14 protein-coding genes are annotated in these 15,427 nt (G+C 64.2%); 8 read left to right on the top strand and 6 right to left on the bottom strand.

What is annotated here, in order from left to right; all coding sequences use genetic code 11:
* Positions 1 to 25 precede the first annotated feature (25 nt).
* The 6 genes from KUV65_RS01855 to miaA all read right to left on the bottom strand — a co-directional run bounded on the left by KUV65_RS01855 (position 26) and on the right by miaA (position 6,825).
* Positions 26 to 481 carry a hypothetical protein gene (locus KUV65_RS01855; RefSeq protein WP_222187162.1) on the bottom strand — a complete coding sequence of 152 codons (456 nt, stop codon included), beginning with the start codon at positions 479 to 481 and terminating at the stop codon, positions 26 to 28.
* A 2-nt stretch (positions 482 to 483) separates the two neighbouring features.
* Positions 484 to 1,635, bottom strand: a complete 1,152-nt coding sequence (locus KUV65_RS01860) for an ABC transporter permease (protein ID WP_222189538.1) — start codon at positions 1,633 to 1,635, stop codon at positions 484 to 486.
* 285 nt (positions 1,636 to 1,920) lie between these two features.
* Positions 1,921 to 3,006: an ABC transporter permease gene (locus tag KUV65_RS01865; RefSeq protein WP_222187163.1), complete on the bottom strand. Its 1,086-nt coding sequence runs from the start codon at positions 3,004 to 3,006 to the stop codon at positions 1,921 to 1,923.
* A 156-nt stretch (positions 3,007 to 3,162) separates the two neighbouring features.
* Entirely contained in the window at positions 3,163 to 4,806 is a 1,644-nt protein-coding gene (locus KUV65_RS01870) for an ABC transporter substrate-binding protein (RefSeq protein ID WP_222187164.1), read from the bottom strand.
* A gap of 265 nt (positions 4,807 to 5,071) precedes the next feature.
* Entirely contained in the window at positions 5,072 to 5,878 is an 807-nt protein-coding gene (locus KUV65_RS01875; protein ID WP_222187165.1) for an AraC family transcriptional regulator, read from the bottom strand.
* 53 nt (positions 5,879 to 5,931) lie between these two features.
* Entirely contained in the window at positions 5,932 to 6,825 is an 894-nt protein-coding gene (gene miaA, locus KUV65_RS01880) for a tRNA (adenosine(37)-N6)-dimethylallyltransferase MiaA (RefSeq protein WP_222187166.1), read from the bottom strand.
* Positions 6,826 to 6,944: 119 nt separating this feature from the next.
* On the opposite strand from miaA, the gene pyrH reads away from it, so the two are divergent.
* The 8 genes from pyrH (at position 6,945) to bamA (ending at position 15,375) form a co-directional block, all read left to right on the top strand.
* Positions 6,945 to 7,697: a UMP kinase gene (gene pyrH, locus KUV65_RS01885; protein WP_222187167.1), complete on the top strand. Its 753-nt coding sequence runs from the start codon at positions 6,945 to 6,947 to the stop codon at positions 7,695 to 7,697.
* A gap of 179 nt (positions 7,698 to 7,876) precedes the next feature.
* Positions 7,877 to 8,443, top strand: coding sequence for a ribosome recycling factor (frr, locus tag KUV65_RS01890; protein WP_222187168.1), 567 nt, complete (start codon positions 7,877 to 7,879; stop codon positions 8,441 to 8,443).
* A 26-nt stretch (positions 8,444 to 8,469) separates the two neighbouring features.
* On the top strand, positions 8,470 to 9,225 hold the full coding sequence (uppS, locus tag KUV65_RS01895) for a polyprenyl diphosphate synthase (RefSeq protein ID WP_374107062.1): 756 nt from the start codon (positions 8,470 to 8,472) through the stop codon (positions 9,223 to 9,225).
* 7 nt (positions 9,226 to 9,232) lie between these two features.
* Positions 9,233 to 10,030 carry a phosphatidate cytidylyltransferase gene (locus tag KUV65_RS01900; protein ID WP_222187170.1) on the top strand — a complete coding sequence of 266 codons (798 nt, stop codon included), beginning with the start codon at positions 9,233 to 9,235 and terminating at the stop codon, positions 10,028 to 10,030.
* A gap of 2 nt (positions 10,031 to 10,032) precedes the next feature.
* Positions 10,033 to 11,211, top strand: coding sequence for a 1-deoxy-D-xylulose-5-phosphate reductoisomerase (gene dxr / locus KUV65_RS01905; RefSeq protein WP_222187171.1), 1,179 nt, complete (start codon positions 10,033 to 10,035; stop codon positions 11,209 to 11,211).
* Positions 11,212 to 11,214: 3 nt separating this feature from the next.
* Positions 11,215 to 12,543 (top strand): RIP metalloprotease RseP, encoded by a 1,329-nt coding sequence (gene rseP / locus KUV65_RS01910; RefSeq protein WP_222187172.1) that lies wholly within the window; start codon positions 11,215 to 11,217, stop codon positions 12,541 to 12,543.
* A 109-nt stretch (positions 12,544 to 12,652) separates the two neighbouring features.
* Positions 12,653 to 12,790 carry a hypothetical protein gene (locus KUV65_RS01915; RefSeq protein ID WP_222187173.1) on the top strand — a complete coding sequence of 46 codons (138 nt, stop codon included), beginning with the start codon at positions 12,653 to 12,655 and terminating at the stop codon, positions 12,788 to 12,790.
* A 221-nt stretch (positions 12,791 to 13,011) separates the two neighbouring features.
* On the top strand, positions 13,012 to 15,375 hold the full coding sequence (bamA, locus tag KUV65_RS01920) for an outer membrane protein assembly factor BamA (RefSeq protein WP_222187174.1): 2,364 nt from the start codon (positions 13,012 to 13,014) through the stop codon (positions 15,373 to 15,375).
* Positions 15,376 to 15,427 lie beyond the last annotated feature (52 nt).

Here is a 15,427-nt window from a genome sequence, read left to right on the forward strand (position 1 = left end):
CTGTTTCGTTATTATGCAGCGACGGTCAGCCATCGGGGTTCACCCATCCGCAGATCACCTCACCATGTGCGACCATGGCCGTCAGCCGGCCAAGGTCTTGCGGTGCGACGGTGGCTTCGCAGGCGTCGACCGTGTCGTGCAGCCGGTCGAATGCCTCGACCAGGCCGATATTGGCCGCGTTGCCTGCGAACCGGCTTTGCGCGACCGGCAGGGCCGTGTTCACCTGGTCCAGCATGGTGCCGAAATCGCCCTGACACCCCTCTGCCTCGGCGGCAGCGTAAAGCAGGACAACCATGCGACGGTTGCTTTCGGCGACCTGATCGGCACCGGCAGCCCCCATGGTACGGCGCTGGACATTGCGAAGGGCAAGGGCCGAGGCGGCGCAGTCATAAAGGGACAGCGTCGCCTGGGCCGCGACCGGTCCCGGCGCGATCTCAACGCCGGATACGATCAGTGCCAAGGTCAGGAGGCCCTTACGCATCCTCAATCCTTCAGGCTTTCTTCGCGCAGGCCGTCGGCCAGCAGGTTCAGACCTAGCACGAGGCTCATCAGCGCAAGCGCGGGCGGAAGGGCGGGGTGCGGATAGATCGTCAGAAGCCGACGGCCCTCGTTGATCGTCGAGCCCCAGTCAGGGCTTTCCGGGCTGACGCCGAGGCCGAAGAAGCCGAGGGTTCCCAGTAGGATCGTCGTGTAGCCGATCCGCAGGCAGAAATCGACGATCAGCGGCCCGCGGGCGTTGGGCAGGATCTCCCACAGCATGATGTACCACGGCCCCTCGCCGCGGGTCTGGCCGGCGGCCACGTAATCGCGGGTCTTGATGTCCAGCACGATGCCGCGAACGATGCGGAACACGGTCGGGCTGTTCACGAAAACCACCGAGACGAAGACGATCAGGATGTTGCCCGGCATCGAGATCAGGCCGAGCGGGTCGGCGTTGAAGGCCAGCCCCGAATAGAGCCAGAACCCGATCACCAGCGAGATGGCGATGTAGGCCAACCTTTTCGTCGGCTGCGTGTGATAGCGCGAGTTGAACAACACCACGAAGAAGATGATCGGGAACAGGAACAGCACCGCGGCCATGTAGGTCGGGATACCGGCATCCACGATCTCGGGGGTCACCAGCAGGTAGAACAGCAGGATCACCGGGAAGGCCAGCACGAGGTTGGCGATGAAGGTCAGGACCGTGTCCAGCTTGCCGCCGAAATATCCCGCAGGCAGGCCAAGCGTGATCCCCACCATGAAGGCGAACAGCGTCGCCGCCGGGGCGATCTTGAGCACTTCGCGCGCGCCCATGACCATGCGGCTGAACACGTCGCGGCCAAGGTTGTCGCCGCCCAGCAGGTAATACAGGTACGCCCCGTCATCGGGGTTGGGCAGTGGCGTTCCCGGCACCTCGTTGCGCATCTGGCTGATCACGTCGATCGGGCCGAAGGTGATGATCGTCCCGGCGAAGATCGCGGTGAACATCCAGAACATCACCAGGCCGAAGCCGATCATGCCGATCAGGCTGTCGAAGAGCTTGCCGTAAAGGCCCAGCTTGCGCTTGAAGGTGATCGACAGGGCAAAGAGCACGATCAGCGCGATCCAGACCGGCAGGAACCGCCGCCCCATCGCGCCAAGGATGCCTTGATCCATCGGGTCCGACTGCACCAACCCGCCGATGATGTAGGCGAGGCAACAGGCGAGAAACAGCAGCACCGCGTATTTCATGGCCATCAACGCGTAGTCGACGGGAGTGCGGTTGATGGTCAGCGTGTGGTCCGCGTTGATCTGGACTTCCCCGGCCTGTTGCCCGGCGAGGGTCAGGACGAAGTTGCCGATCAACCCAAGCAGGAACACCGCTACCGCGGCCAGCATCAGCGGGTTCAGGATGGGGCCAAGCGCGCCAGTCCATGTCAGAAGGTCCATGGGCACTCTCCCTTACGAAATGCGGATGCGCGGGTTGAGGAAGACATAGCCGATATCCGAGATCAGCTGCGTCACCAGAACCACGAAGACGGCGACGATCGAACAGGCCAGCAGCAGCTCGATATCGTTGTTCGAGGCCGCCTGCACCAGCGTCCAGCCAAAGCCGTTGTAGTTGAACAGGGTCTCGACGATCACGACCCCGGTCAGCAGCCACGGGAATTGCAGCATGATGACCGTGAAGGGCGCGATCAACGCGTTCCTGAGCGCGTGTTTCAGCACGATGTTGCGGAAGCTGACACCCTTCAGACGCGCGGTGCGGATGTACTGGGCCGTCATCACCTCGGCCATTGAGGCGCGCGTCATCCGCGCGATATAGCCCATGCCGTAGAGCGCGATGGTCATCACCGGCAGGGTGAAGTTCCAGAACGTCACGTCGTCCATCGCCGAGCGGGCCGAGCCAAGGAATAGCGTGCGCCCCTCGATCCAGCCCATCTCGGACAGCCAGGGCGAGATGCCGGCAGTCGAGGAGGCGAGGAGCACGATGAAGATCACACCCGACACGTATTCCGGCGTCGCGGTCGAGGCGATCGAGACGGTCGAGAGGGATCGGTCGAGGCGCGAGCCTTCCTTCATTCCGGCCAGAACCCCGATGATCAGCGCGGCCGGCACCATGACCGCGAAGGCCCAGAACATCAGCACGCCCGTCAGGGCGAGGCGTCCGCCGATGATGTTGGACACTTCGTCATCGGACACGGTCGAGTAGCCAAGGTCGCCTTGCAGAAGGCCGCAAAAGGTTGGGGCCTCCTCGGCGGGCGTCGCGGCGTCGATGCAGCGGCCCGTGACCTCTCCGTCCGCGCCTTCGCGCGTCCAGCCCGGTACCACGCCCAGCCATTCGCCGTAGCGCACGATCAGCGGGCCGCCATAGCCGTTGCGGTCCAGCCAGCTGGCGACCTCGGCATCGGTCATCCGCGCGTTGCCTTGCGTTTTCGCGAGCTTTTCGAGGTTCGGGTAAAGGTTCGTGAGGAAGAACACCACGAAGGTGAGGCAGAGCGCCGTCAGGATCATCACGCCGAACCGGCGGAGAATGAAAAGTCCCATGTGTATCCCTGTCTGTCCGGGTGTCGCGGCCTCCGGGCCGCGGTCCCGATGGTCGGACCTCTTCTTGGCGAGGGTCCTGTTGATCTGGATCGGGTCCCGCCGGGACTGGCGGGAAAGGGGCGGCCCGGAAGGACCGCCCCGATGGTCAGGCCGAGATCAGGCTTCGATGCCCAAATAGTGGATGTTGATCTCGAATTTCGGATGCATGTCGGCGTTGATGACCTCTGGCTTGTGGTGCCGGAAGAGCGACCGCCAGTAGGGCTGCAACGTGACGGCGTCCTCTTGCAGGATGCTTTCCAACTGCGCCATCACCTCGCTGCGGGCCTCGGCGTCGAGGATACCGTTGGCCTGGTCCAGAAGCGCGTCGAATTCCGGGTTCGCATAGCCGAACTCGTTCCACGCCACGCCAGAACGATAGGCGAGGTTGTAGATGATCACGCCCAGTTCGCGGTGGTTCCAGTTGGTCGAGCTGAACGGGTAGGTCGTCCAGTCGTTCCAGAAGGTCGAGCCGGGGATGACGGTTCGTTCCACGTTGAAGCCCGCATCGCGCAGCTGTGCCGCGACGGCATCGGTCGTGTTGCGGCGATAGTCGTCGTCAATCGACACGATCTCGAACACGTGGTCGGCGTGGCCGGATTCCTGCAGCATCGCGTAGGCTGCATCCGGGTCCACGGTCAGCGGCGGCAGTTCCGCGTATTCCGGGTGGATCGGGCAGACATGGTGATGCTCGCCGAGGGTGCCCTGGCCATTGATGCCGAGGTCGAGACAGACCTGCGGGTCGACCGCCATCTGGATCGCCTTGCGCACCATCTGGTTGTCATAGGGCTCCGAGTTCTGGTTCGGACGGATGACCACGGTGGCCGCCGTCGTCACTTCCGACTGCGTCCAGCCGATGGCCGAGAAGAGATCGATGAATTCGCCAACCGTTTCGTAGGTCATGTCGAATTCGTCGGCTTCGGCACCGGCAAACCAGGCCGCCGGGTCCTGGCCCAGGTCGATGAAGATCACCTCGTCGAGATAGGTGTTGCCCCAGTATTCGTGATCCGGGTTCTTCTCGAGCCGCGCCTGAACGCCGACCTCGTAATCGGTGATGCGATAGGCGCCGGTGCCCACGCCATGATCCAGCGGGTTCGTCCCGATCAGGTCGCGATGCTGCACGGCAGACGGGTAGTCGGCGATGCCGGGCACGAGGGTGATGTCAGGCGCCGGGTAGGTGATGCGCACGGTCAGCGGATCGACAACCTCGATCGCACCTTCGCGGGCGACGCCCGTGTCGGGATCGACCAGACCGCCCATCCGGGCCGCCATGGAGTTGCCCTCGACGGTCGAGTCGCACCAGCCGATGAAATTCGCCGCCACGTCCTCGGCGGTGAAGTCGTCGCCGTTGTTCCACTTCACGCCTTCGCGCAGGCGCAGCGTATACTGGGTGGCATCCTCGTTGGCTTCCCAGCTGTCGAGAAGGACGCCGTTGAACGAGCCGTCGGCGTTGTATTCAATCAGGTATTCGAGGATGCCGCGGCTGACATTGGCCATCTGCGACCAGTCATAGGTGCGCGGGTCCTTCAGCGCGCGCACTTCCATCTGGATGCGCAGCGTACCACCCATCGGCGGCGTCGCGCGATGCGCCTCTGCGGCAACCGGCGTTGCGCCAATCAGCGAATACGCCGCGGCGGCGCTGACGCCGAGCGCGGTCGAGCGCACGAGGAATTCACGACGGCTGAGTTTGCCGTCCTTGTATTCCTGGGCGTACATCTCCGCGACCGGATGGGTCGTGAGGCCGCGGTGCTGTGTGTCCGTCATGTATGTCGTCTCCCTGTGACGTATTGCGTGTTCTTTTTTATCGGTGGCTCGGGTGTTGTGGCTGTGGGCCGCGGCGCTCTTCGTGCTGCATCCCGATTGTCAGGTAAAACCTCCGATCCTCTGCTCCATTGGTGCGTGGACTGACCGTTGCGTCAACGGTAAGTCGCGACCTGAAATTGTCCAATTGCGACATCAATATCGAAGAAAAACGACATTGGCCACCGAAGCAACCCAATTCTCTGGTCGGAAACGGTCGGTGCGCGGCTTACGCGCGGCGGGCCGGGGTGCGGAACTCGGACGGGGTTTGCCCGGTGGCCTGCGAGAACGCCCGCGTGAAATAGGCCGCCGAAGAAAAGCCGAGATGCTCGGCGATTTCGCGGGCGGGCATGTCGGTGTCGATCAGCAGGCGCCGGGCCTCGGACATGATCCGTTCGACCAGAAGCGCATGGGCCGGCCGCCCCGATGCTTCGCGGCAGACGCGCGACAGATGCGTGGGCGTTACCTGCAATTGCGCCGCGTAATCCGCAACGCCCTTGCCGGTGCGAAACTGCGCCTCCATCCGTTCGGCGAAGAGTTCCACCAGGCGGTGGCTTTTCTCGCGCAGGACGCTGCCTTCCTGACGGGTCAATTCGCGCGCGATCCAGACCGACACCAGCAGCGAATAGGCCGTCAGGGCACGGTCCATGGCCGGGGCCTGCGCCGCAAGCTCGCGTTCGATCTTTTCGAGATGGCTGGTGAGGTTGCCCTGCGCCTCGATGTTCGAGACGCGCAAGTGCAGCGGATCGTTCGGCACGCCAAGGCTGTCATCGGGTGGCAGGCACAGCTCCAGCCCCTGCGTCTGCGAGGGGAGTTCCAACGCCAGCTGGCAGCGCGCGGGCACGAAAACCGCCGTATTCGGACCATAGCCGCGCGTGATCCCGTTCACGGTGATGCGGCCTTGCCCGCGTGTGATCCAATAAAGCCGGTGACGCGGACTGGAATGCAGCAGCTCCAGCTTCCACGCGCCCTGCATCCGCAGCTTTCCAAGCGACAGGACGGAATGGACGAGGGGGCGGCGGGAGTGTTCGAACATGCGCTAACGCTACGCTTCTGCGCGGCGATGGCAAGCCGAGAAGCAAGCCCTTGTCACGGCAGGCGGATCTTTTCCCAATCGCCCATCCGGGCCCGGAACCACGTGCGCTGGCGCTTGGCATATTGGCGGCTGGCGATGATTGCGGCCTCCCGCGCTTCGTCCAGTGTCATCCGCCCCTGCAAATGCGCGATCAGCTCGGGCGCGCCGATCGCCTTGCGCGCGCCGCCCGCGCTGTCCCAGCGATCGAGATTGGCGCGGGCCTCATCAAGGGCACCCTGCGCCAGCATCTGGTCGAAGCGGTGCGCAATCCGGTCGGCCAGCCAGTCGCGGTCAGCGTCCAGCAGCAAGGCCCGGGCCTGCGCGCGCGGCACAAGCGGCGGGTCGGTTTTATCCTGCCATGCGCTCAAGGGCTTGCCGGTCGCGCGCCACACCTCCCAGCCGCGCTGCACCCGCGCGCGGTTGGCCCGGTCGATGCGCCCTGCAAGTACCGGGTCCACGCGGTCCAGCTCCGACAGAAGGGACTGCGCGTCCATCGCATCGGCCTCGGCGCGCACCGCCTGCGGAACCGGGGGGATCTCGGCCAGCCCCTCGGTCAAGGCCCGGAAATAGAGGCCGGTCCCCCCCACGATGACGGGCCGCTGCGGACGGTCGAGGATCGGTTTGAGATCGCGCAGCCACGCCCCCACGGAATACTCCGCCTCGAACGGCACGTGACCATAGAGCGCGTGGGGCAGGGCGGCTTCCTCCTCGACGGAGGGGCGCGCGGTCAACACTCGCCAGCCGTCATAGACTTGCAACGCATCGGCATTCACGATCACCCCGCCGCCCTCGGAGACGATCCGGTGCGCCAGGGCCGATTTGCCCGAGGCCGTCGGCCCGGCGATCAGGACCGGCTGGTCGGAAGGGATGCTGTCAAGCGTGGTCAATGTGGTGTGCCGTTTCTTCATCTGGCCCGCACGGCGCGCCGCAGGGCGTTGAACCGGGCCCGGTTTTAGACCATGTTGCGCCGAACTCAATCACCGCCGGCCTGACCATCGCCGAAAGGCCGCCAAAGGATGCTGCCACCATGTCCGACACAACGCCCGCCTCGCCTGTCCAAGTTTCAGTTGATCCTCTCTACGACCGCGTGATGCTGAAGATCTCGGGTGAGGCGCTGATGGGGGATCAGGGGTTCGGCCTGCACCCGCCAACGGTCGAGCGCATCGCGCGCGAGGTGAAGTCGGTGCACGACCTCGGCGTCGAGATCTGCATGGTGATCGGCGGCGGCAACATTTTCCGCGGCCTGCAAGGCAGCGCGCAGGGGATGGAGCGCACGACGGCCGATTACATGGGGATGCTGGCCACGGTGATGAACGCGCTGGCCATGCAGTCGGCGCTGGAATCGATGGGGGTCTTCACCCGGGTCATCAGCGCCATCCCGATGGACCAGGTTTGCGAGCCCTATATCCGCCGCCGCGCCGTGCGCCACCTCGAGAAAAAGCGCGTGGTGATCTTTGCCGCCGGAACCGGCAACCCGTATTTCACGACCGACACCGCCGCCACGCTGCGCGCCAACGAGATGAAATGCGAGGCGATCTTCAAGGGCACCAAGGTGGACGGGGTCTATGACAAGGACCCCAAGAAGCACGAAGACGCCAAGCGCTACGAGGAAATCAGCTATGACGAGGTGCTGGCCCAGCATCTCGGCGTGATGGACGCCTCGGCCATCGCGTTGGCGCGCGAAAACTCGACGCCGATCATCGTCTTCAGCCTCGATGAGCCGGGCGGGTTCCGGGGCATCCTCGCCGGGGAAGGCACGTACACCCGCGTTGGGGATTGAGCCACCACGCTGCCTCACGCGGCGGTTTTGCTCTCTCGCTTTAAAGGCCTGTGACCGCCGCGCCCCATCGCGGGGCGTTTTCCGTTTCCGTTCACCGAGCTACAATCGAGTTCTGGAAGTTTTTCCCGGGGCGCGCTATCACCCCGGGCAAAGAGCCTGAAGAGGAGTGGGCAGACACCATGGCCGAGGATGAACTCGAGATCGACACCGATGACCTGCAGCGCCGCATGGACGGTGCATTGGCCGCGTTGCGCACGGAATTCGCGTCCCTCAGGACGGGCCGCGCATCCTCGCAGATGCTCGACCCCGTGATGGTCGAAGCGTATGGCCAGCCGACCCCGATCAACCAGGTCGGAACCGTGAACGTCCCGGAACCGCGCATGGTCACGATCAACGTCTGGGACAAGTCGATGGTCGGCAAGGTCGAGAAAGCCATCCGCGAAAGCGGCCTTGGCATCAACCCGCAGCTGAATGGCACCATCATCATGCTCCCGATCCCGGAGCTGAATGAGGAACGCCGCCGCGAACTGACCAAAGTGGCCGCGCAATATGCCGAGCACGCCCGCGTGGCCATTCGCAACGTGCGGCGCGACGGCATGGACCAGGTGAAGAAGGCCAAAGCTGCCGGCATGTCGGAAGATGACCAGAAGCTCTGGGAAGCCGAGGTGCAGGAAATGACCGATGCGCATATCGCCAAGGTCGATGAGGCGCTGGAAAACAAGCAGCAAGAGATCATGCAGGTCTGAGCGCTTGCTTTCGGCAGTCAGCCCGGCTGCCCACCACGCGCCCGAGCCCTCTCAGGACAGGATCCCAAGCCATGACCGACACATCGCCCACGCATGTGGCCATCATCATGGACGGCAATGGCCGTTGGGCGCAGATGCGCAATCGCCCGCGTTTGATCGGTCATCACGCCGGCGCGCGGCGCGTCAAGGAAATCGTGCGGTCCTGTCCCGAGTTGGGGGTGGATTACCTGACCGTCTTCGCCTTCTCGACCGAGAACTGGAAGCGGACCCAGACCGAGGTCGCGGGGCTCATGCGCCTGTTCAAGCGCTACATCCGCCGCGAGGCACAGTCGCTGTTCGAGGAAAACGTCTGCGTGCGGTTCATCGGGGATCGCGTCCGGCTGGAGCCGACACTGGTCGATCTGATGGACGGGCTCGAACTGATGACGGCCGAGAACACCGGCACCAACCTGACAATCGCGCTGAACTACGGCGGCCGGGACGAAGTCACCCGCGCGGCGCGGCGCCTGGCCAATGACGTCAAGATGGGCAAGCTCGACCCGCGCAAGATCTGCGACGAGACCTTCCCGCGCTATCTCGATACCCATGTCCTGCCCGACCCGGACCTTGTGATCCGCACCAGCGGCGAGGCGCGCATCTCTAATTTCCTCCTGTGGCAGTCGGCCTACTCGGAATACGAGTTCATCGACACGCTCTGGCCCGACTTCACCCCCGAGGTTTTCGCCGAAGTGCTGGAACGCTTCGGCACGCGCGAGCGTCGTTTCGGCGCAGTGCCGGTCTGAGGCGCCCATGTCGCTGTCGCGCGACAGTTTCTCCGACCTTCTGACCCGTCTCGTCACAGGTGTGCTGATCGCGGCCGTCGGGTTGGCCGCGGTCTGGGCGGGGCATCCGTGGTTCAGCCTGCTGGTCGTCGGGATCGTGGCCGTTCTGATCTGGGAACTGGCGCGGATGCTGGATGCCGGCCCCAAGCGGTCGCTGATGCTTGGTGGTTTGGCGGCGGGCCTGCTTCTGGCGGCCAAGCTGCTGCCGGTGGGGCTGGGTCTTCCGCTTCTGATGCTGGCGGGGATCGCGGGGATCGGCGTGCTCGACCGCAACCGCACGCTGTTCCTGGTGCTGACGGTTCTGATCATGCTGGCCAGTTTCGGCCTGATGATCCACCGCGACGAGTTCGGCGTCACATGGATGCTCTGGCTGGTGCTCGTGGTCGCCGTGACGGATATTTTTGGCTATTTCGCCGGGCGCATTTTCGGCGGCCCCAAGTTCTGGCCCCGCGTCAGCCCCAAGAAAACCTGGTCGGGAACGACGGCGGGCTGGATCGGCGCGGCTGTTGTAGGCTGGGCCTTCATGGCGGTCACGAACTCGGGCATCGAGTTGATCGGCGTCTCGGTGGCGCTGTCGATGGCCAGCCAGATGGGGGATATTGCGGAATCGGCGGTCAAGCGCCGCGCCGGGGTCAAGGACAGCTCGGCCCTTCTGCCCGGACATGGCGGTCTTTGGGACCGCTTCGACGGAATGTTGGGGGCGGCGCTGGTGCTGTTGATCGTGGAAAGCCTGACGCAGTTTCCGCCCGTTCCCGGAGGGATGTAGTCATGGTGCGTCGGGTCAGTATTTTCGGGGCCACCGGCTCGATCGGGCAGAACACGGTCGATCTAATCGCGCGCGACCCGGATGCCTATGACGTCGTCGCTCTGACCGGCGGCGCGAATATCGCGCAACTGGCCGAGGATGCGAAACGGCTGGGCGCCGATCTCGCCGTCACCTGTTTCGAGGATCGCCTCGAAGACCTGCGCGCCGCGTTGGACGGATCGGGCGTCGAGGCCGCAGCCGGGCAGGGGGCCTTGATCGAGGCCGCAGACCGGCCCGCCGATTGGATCATGTCGGCCATCGTCGGCGCGGCGGGCCTGGCACCGGGGTTTCGCGCCTTGCGTCACGGAACGACGCTGGCCCTGGCAAACAAGGAAAGCCTTGTCACTGCAGGCCCGCTTCTTCTGGCCGAGGCGCGCGCGCATGGCGCCACGATCCTGCCGGTCGACAGTGAACATTCCGCCGTCTTCCAGGCGCTGGTGGGCGAGGAGATGGACGCCGTCGAGCGGATCATCATCACCGCCTCTGGCGGGGGCTTGCGCGATTGGCCGCTGGAGGCGCTGGCCCAGGCCACCGTGGCCGATGCCGGCGCCCATCCGAATTGGGACATGGGGCAGCGCATCACCATCGACAGCGCGTCGATGTTCAACAAGGCGATGGAACTGATTGAAACCAAGGAATTCTTTGGCGTCGGCCCCGAGAAGATCGAGGCCGTGGTGCATCCTCAATCCATCGTCCACGCCCTTGTCGGCTTCACCGACGGCGCGCTCATGGCGCATCTGGGCGCGCCCGACATGCGCCACGCCATCGGCTACGCCTTGAACTGGCCCGAGCGGCGCGAGCTGCCCGTCAACCGCATCGACCTTGCGCAGATCGCGACACTGGAATTCCGCGCCCCGGATTTGCGGCGCTACCCCGCCCTCGGCATTGCGCAGGCTGTCATGGAAACCGGCGGGCGTGCGGGCTGCATCTTCAACGCCGCCAAGGAAATCGCGCTCGATGGCTTCATCGCGGGCCGGATCGGGTTCATGGACATGTCCGGCATCGTCGAGGCCACCCTTGACGCGATGTCGACGGAATTCAGCCTCACAATTCCCCCATCTACCCTTGAGGAGGTGCTGGAAGTGGACCACATGGCACGAGACCGTGCGTGGTCCTGCATCAGACAGAAGGAGACAGCCTGAGTCATGGAGTTCATTCCCGATTTCGGCGGGTTCGCCTTCACCCTGATCGCGTTCATCGCGGCGCTTTCGATCATCGTGGCGATCCATGAATACGGCCACTACATCGTCGGGCGCTGGTCGGGCATCCATGCAGAGGTGTTCTCGCTTGGCTTCGGGCCGGTCCTGTTCAGCCGTGTCGACAGGCGCGGAACGAAGTGGCAGGTCGCGGCGCTTCCTTTCGGCGGATACGTGAAATTCCTGGGCGATTCCGACGCAGCCAGCGGCAAGGACGCGGCGGCCATCGACGCACTGGATGTCGACGAACGGCGCAGGTCCATGCACGGGGCGCCGCTGTGGGCGCGGGCCGCGACCGTCGCGGCCGGGCCGGTCTTCAACTTCATCCTGTCCATCGCGATTTTCGCCAGTGTCCTGATGATTGCCGGGCGGCCCGTCGAGGCACCCATCGTGGGGACACCCGCCGCACTGCCCGCCGAGATGGTCACCCTGGACGAGGGCGATCGCATCCTGTCGATCGAAGGTGAGCCGGTGGAAACGCTGGCCGATGTCTACACGGTCGCCCGCGCCCTGGAGCCGACCCCGACCGTCGGCTACATCGTCGAAAGGGGCGGAGACGAAGTGGCCGTGACCGCCTCCTTCCCGCTGCTGCCCATCGTGCAGTCGGTCACGCCGCAATCCGCCGCCATAGCCGCGGGGATCGAGGAAGGTGACGTGATCCAGGCGATTGACGGGGTGGCCGTCCACGCCTTTTCCCAGCTGCGCGAAGCGGTGGATGCCTCGGCCGGCGATCCGCTGGACCTGACCGTGTGGCGCGCGGGGAACACGCTCGACATCACCCTGTCACCGCGCCGCACCGATCTGCCGCTGGCCGATGGCGGGTTCGAAACCCGCTGGTTGATCGGCATCACCGGCGGCCTGATCTTCGATCCGGTGACCGAACGCGTCGGGCCGGGAAGCGCGCTCATGGCCGGCGCCGAGCAGACGATCTTTGTCATCCGCTCGTCTCTGTCCGGGCTTTGGCACATGATCACCGGCGCGATTTCGTCGTGCAATCTGCAAGGTCCCATCGGCATCGCCGAGACCAGCGGCGCGGCGGCGAGCCAGGGCCTCGACGATTTCATCTGGTTCATTGCCGTGTTGTCGACGGCAGTGGGCTTGTTGAACCTGTTTCCCATCCCCGTGCTCGATGGTGGCCACCTGGTCTTCCACGCTTACGAGGCCGTGGCGGGCAAGCCGCCGTCGGACAAGGCGTTGCGCATCTTCATGACGGCGGGTCTTACCCTGCTTCTGTCCCTGATGCTGTTCGCGTTGACCAACGATCTGTTCTGTCCGTAAGCGTCGGGGACCCGCCCGCCATTCGCTAAATCGTCGTCGCGAGGCCACAATCGTGCCACGTTCGGAGACCATTAACCCTCTGTAAACGCATCGTCAGAAGGAGGGCGTCATGAAACTCATGAGCGAAAGCTATCGCGGGCTGTCCCTGTTCGTTCGTCTCAACACGGACCGGCTGCTTGTGCCCGTTCTGATCGTCGCCGCGTTGACCCTCGCCGGCTGGGCGGTGTCCCTCCTTCAGGTCATCTGATCGAGGTCGGGCGACTCGCCCGGTTTCAGCGCCGAAGTTTCTGAAAACACGTCAAGTCCCCCCGTTCGGACACGTCCGTGCGGGGCTGTTTTCGTGCCGCTACGGCCACAGGTTGTGATAAAGACACGCCCAGACCCAATCCCTGCTCACCATCGTTTTGACAAGCCTTCGCCTAGTAGCTAGGCAATTCGTGTCTGCAAGAATTCTAGGGGTTGGATTCGATGATCCGGCATGTCCGCGTTTTGATCGCCGTCTTGGTTTCCCGACTTTTCGTCGAGAAGGATGCCTCTCCTCGAATCCCAGCCTTCTCGATCGGGGCCACGGCCATTGCGATGGCGGTTGCCCTCGCTCCTGTGACGGCGCAGGCACAGAATTTCCGGTTCTCGAATTTCCTTGTCGAAGGGAACCAGCGGATCCAGTCGGATACGATACTCGCCTATGCAGGGATCGAGCCCGGCACCGCGGTTAGCGCCGCACAGGTCAACGACGCGTTGCAGCGGTTGCAGACGACGGGCCTCTTCGAGGAGGTCGAGATCCTGCCGCGTGGGAACACGCTCGTCATCCAGGTGCGCGAATACCCGGCGATCAACCGGATCGCGATCGAGGGGAACCGTCGTCTCGATGACGAAGATCTGCTGGCCCAGATCGAGTCGGCGCCGCGCCGTGTCTACTCGCCCGCCGTGGCCGAGGCGGATGCCGCGATCATTGCAGACGCTTACCGTCAGTCCGGTCGCCTGACCGCGACGGTGAACCCCGTTATTATCCGCCGCGAGGACAATCGCGTCGATCTGGTGTTCGAGGTCAGCGAAGGCCGCGTCGTGGAAACCGAGCGGATCGCCTTCGTCGGCAATCGCGAATATTCCGACCGCCGCTTGCGCCAGGTGCTCGAAAGCACGCAGGCCGGGATCTTCCGTGCCATCATCCGGTCGGACACGTTCATCGACGACCGCATCGCGCTGGACCGCGAGCTTCTGACGAATTTCTACCTTGATCGCGGCTATGTCGATTTCGAGATCCTGTCCGTGACGCCGGAACTTTCGCGTGATCGCGGTGCCTATTTCGTCACCTTCAACATCCGCGAAGGGCAGAGCTTCGATATCGGGCGTGTCTCGGTCGTGTCCGAGATCCCCGAGGCCGACGCCAACGAGTATCGCTCTGTGATCCGGACGCGCGAAGGGGCGACCTACAGCCCGCGCACCATCGACAACGCGATCAGCCGGATGGAGAACCTTGCGACGCAACAGGGCCTGCGCTTCGTCCGCATCGAGCCGCGCATCACGCGCAACCCCGCCAGCCTGACACTGGATGTCGAGTTCGTGATCTCGCGCGGTGAACGCGTGTTCGTCGAGCGCATCGACATCGAAGGTAACGCCACAACGCTTGACCGGGTGATCCGCCGCCAGTTCGATACGGTGGAAGGCGACCCGTTCGACCCCCGCGCGATCCGCCAGGCCGCCGAACGCATCCGCGCCACGGGCTTCTTTTCCGACGTGCAGGTTGAGGGGCGCCAGGGCAGCTCGCCGCAACAGGTCGTGGTGGATGTCGATGTCGAGGAACAGCCGACCGGGTCGCTTGGCTTCACAGCCAACTACTCCACCGATAGCGGGCCGGGCCTTGCCGTGAACTTCGCGGAAAGCAATTTCCTCGGGCGGGGACAGCGCCTGGCCTTCGGGTTCAGTACGGTCGCGGATTCCCAAAGCGTGAACTTCTCCTTCATCGAGCCGAATTTCATGGCGCGCGATGTGGGGCTTGGTCTGTCCGCCGGCTACACGGTCACCGATGACGACGATCTGACCTATGACACCGAGCGGGTCTCGCTGGGAACCTCCGTCAGCTTCCCGGTGAGCGAGATGGGACGTCTGCGCCTGTCTTATGATCTTGAGTGGGACGATATCTCGATCAACGATGTGACTGAGACCTCGGCTATCATTCAGGCCGACGAGGGCGATCGTCTCGCGTCGATCATCGGCCTGAGCTACACCTATGACAGCCGTGACGTGGGTCTGAACCCCAATGCCGGCGTCTTGCTGCGGGTAGGGGCAGAATACGCGGGCCTCGGCGGTGATGCCGAATTCCTGCGCGCCACCGCCCTGGCCATCGCCGAGACATCCGTGATGCGCGAAGAGGTGAACCTGCGGGCCAGCTTTGAAACAGGCGCGTTGTTCTCTCTCGACGGTGACAGCCGCCTGACCGACCGGTTCTTCCTCAGTTCGCGTCAGATGCGCGGTTACGAGTCCCGCAGCATCGGACCATACGATACCGAAACTGAAGAGGCGCTTGGCGGCAACTACATGGCTGTGGCCCGGTTCGAGGCTGGCTTCCCGATCGGGCTACCCGATGAATACGGCATCACCGGGGGCGTGTTCTACGATATCGGGACCGTCTGGGGCCTTGACAACACCGGTGGCGGTATTGATGGCAACACCCCTGTCGATGACGATCTGTATTGGCGCCAGGCCGTCGGTGTGTCGCTGTTCTGGGACAGCATCCTTGGTCCGCTGCGCTTCAACTTCAGCCACGCCTTCGGCGAGCAAAACACCGACGAAACGCAAGCCTTCGATTTCTCGGTCGAAGCGCGGTTCTGACCGGCACGACATGGGGCCTATTGCGAAAACAGCCTCGGCCGCCATCTTGGCG

The organism is Maritalea mobilis (assembly GCF_019800885.1).
In the GTDB taxonomy this organism is placed as follows: Bacteria; Pseudomonadota; Alphaproteobacteria; order Rhodobacterales; family Rhodobacteraceae; genus Roseibacterium; species Roseibacterium beibuensis.

Coding starts and splice junctions, on each gene's coding strand:
- dxr (WP_222187171.1), top strand. CDS start 10,033: ATGGTGCGTCGGGTCAGTATTTTCGGGGCCACCGGCTCGATCGGGCAG.
- pyrH (WP_222187167.1), top strand. CDS start 6,945: ATGTCCGACACAACGCCCGCCTCGCCTGTCCAAGTTTCAGTTGATCCT.
- miaA (WP_222187166.1), bottom strand. CDS start 6,825: ATGAAGAAACGGCACACCACATTGACCACGCTTGACAGCATCCCTTCC.
- KUV65_RS01860 (WP_222189538.1), bottom strand. CDS start 1,635: ATGGATCAAGGCATCCTTGGCGCGATGGGGCGGCGGTTCCTGCCGGTC.
- rseP (WP_222187172.1), top strand. CDS start 11,215: ATGGAGTTCATTCCCGATTTCGGCGGGTTCGCCTTCACCCTGATCGCG.
- KUV65_RS01915 (WP_222187173.1), top strand. CDS start 12,653: ATGAAACTCATGAGCGAAAGCTATCGCGGGCTGTCCCTGTTCGTTCGT.
- frr (WP_222187168.1), top strand. CDS start 7,877: ATGGCCGAGGATGAACTCGAGATCGACACCGATGACCTGCAGCGCCGC.
- bamA (WP_222187174.1), top strand. CDS start 13,012: ATGATCCGGCATGTCCGCGTTTTGATCGCCGTCTTGGTTTCCCGACTT.
- KUV65_RS01870 (WP_222187164.1), bottom strand. CDS start 4,806: ATGACGGACACACAGCACCGCGGCCTCACGACCCATCCGGTCGCGGAG.
- KUV65_RS01855 (WP_222187162.1), bottom strand. CDS start 481: ATGCGTAAGGGCCTCCTGACCTTGGCACTGATCGTATCCGGCGTTGAG.
- KUV65_RS01865 (WP_222187163.1), bottom strand. CDS start 3,006: ATGGGACTTTTCATTCTCCGCCGGTTCGGCGTGATGATCCTGACGGCG.
- KUV65_RS01875 (WP_222187165.1), bottom strand. CDS start 5,878: ATGTTCGAACACTCCCGCCGCCCCCTCGTCCATTCCGTCCTGTCGCTT.
- KUV65_RS01900 (WP_222187170.1), top strand. CDS start 9,233: ATGTCGCTGTCGCGCGACAGTTTCTCCGACCTTCTGACCCGTCTCGTC.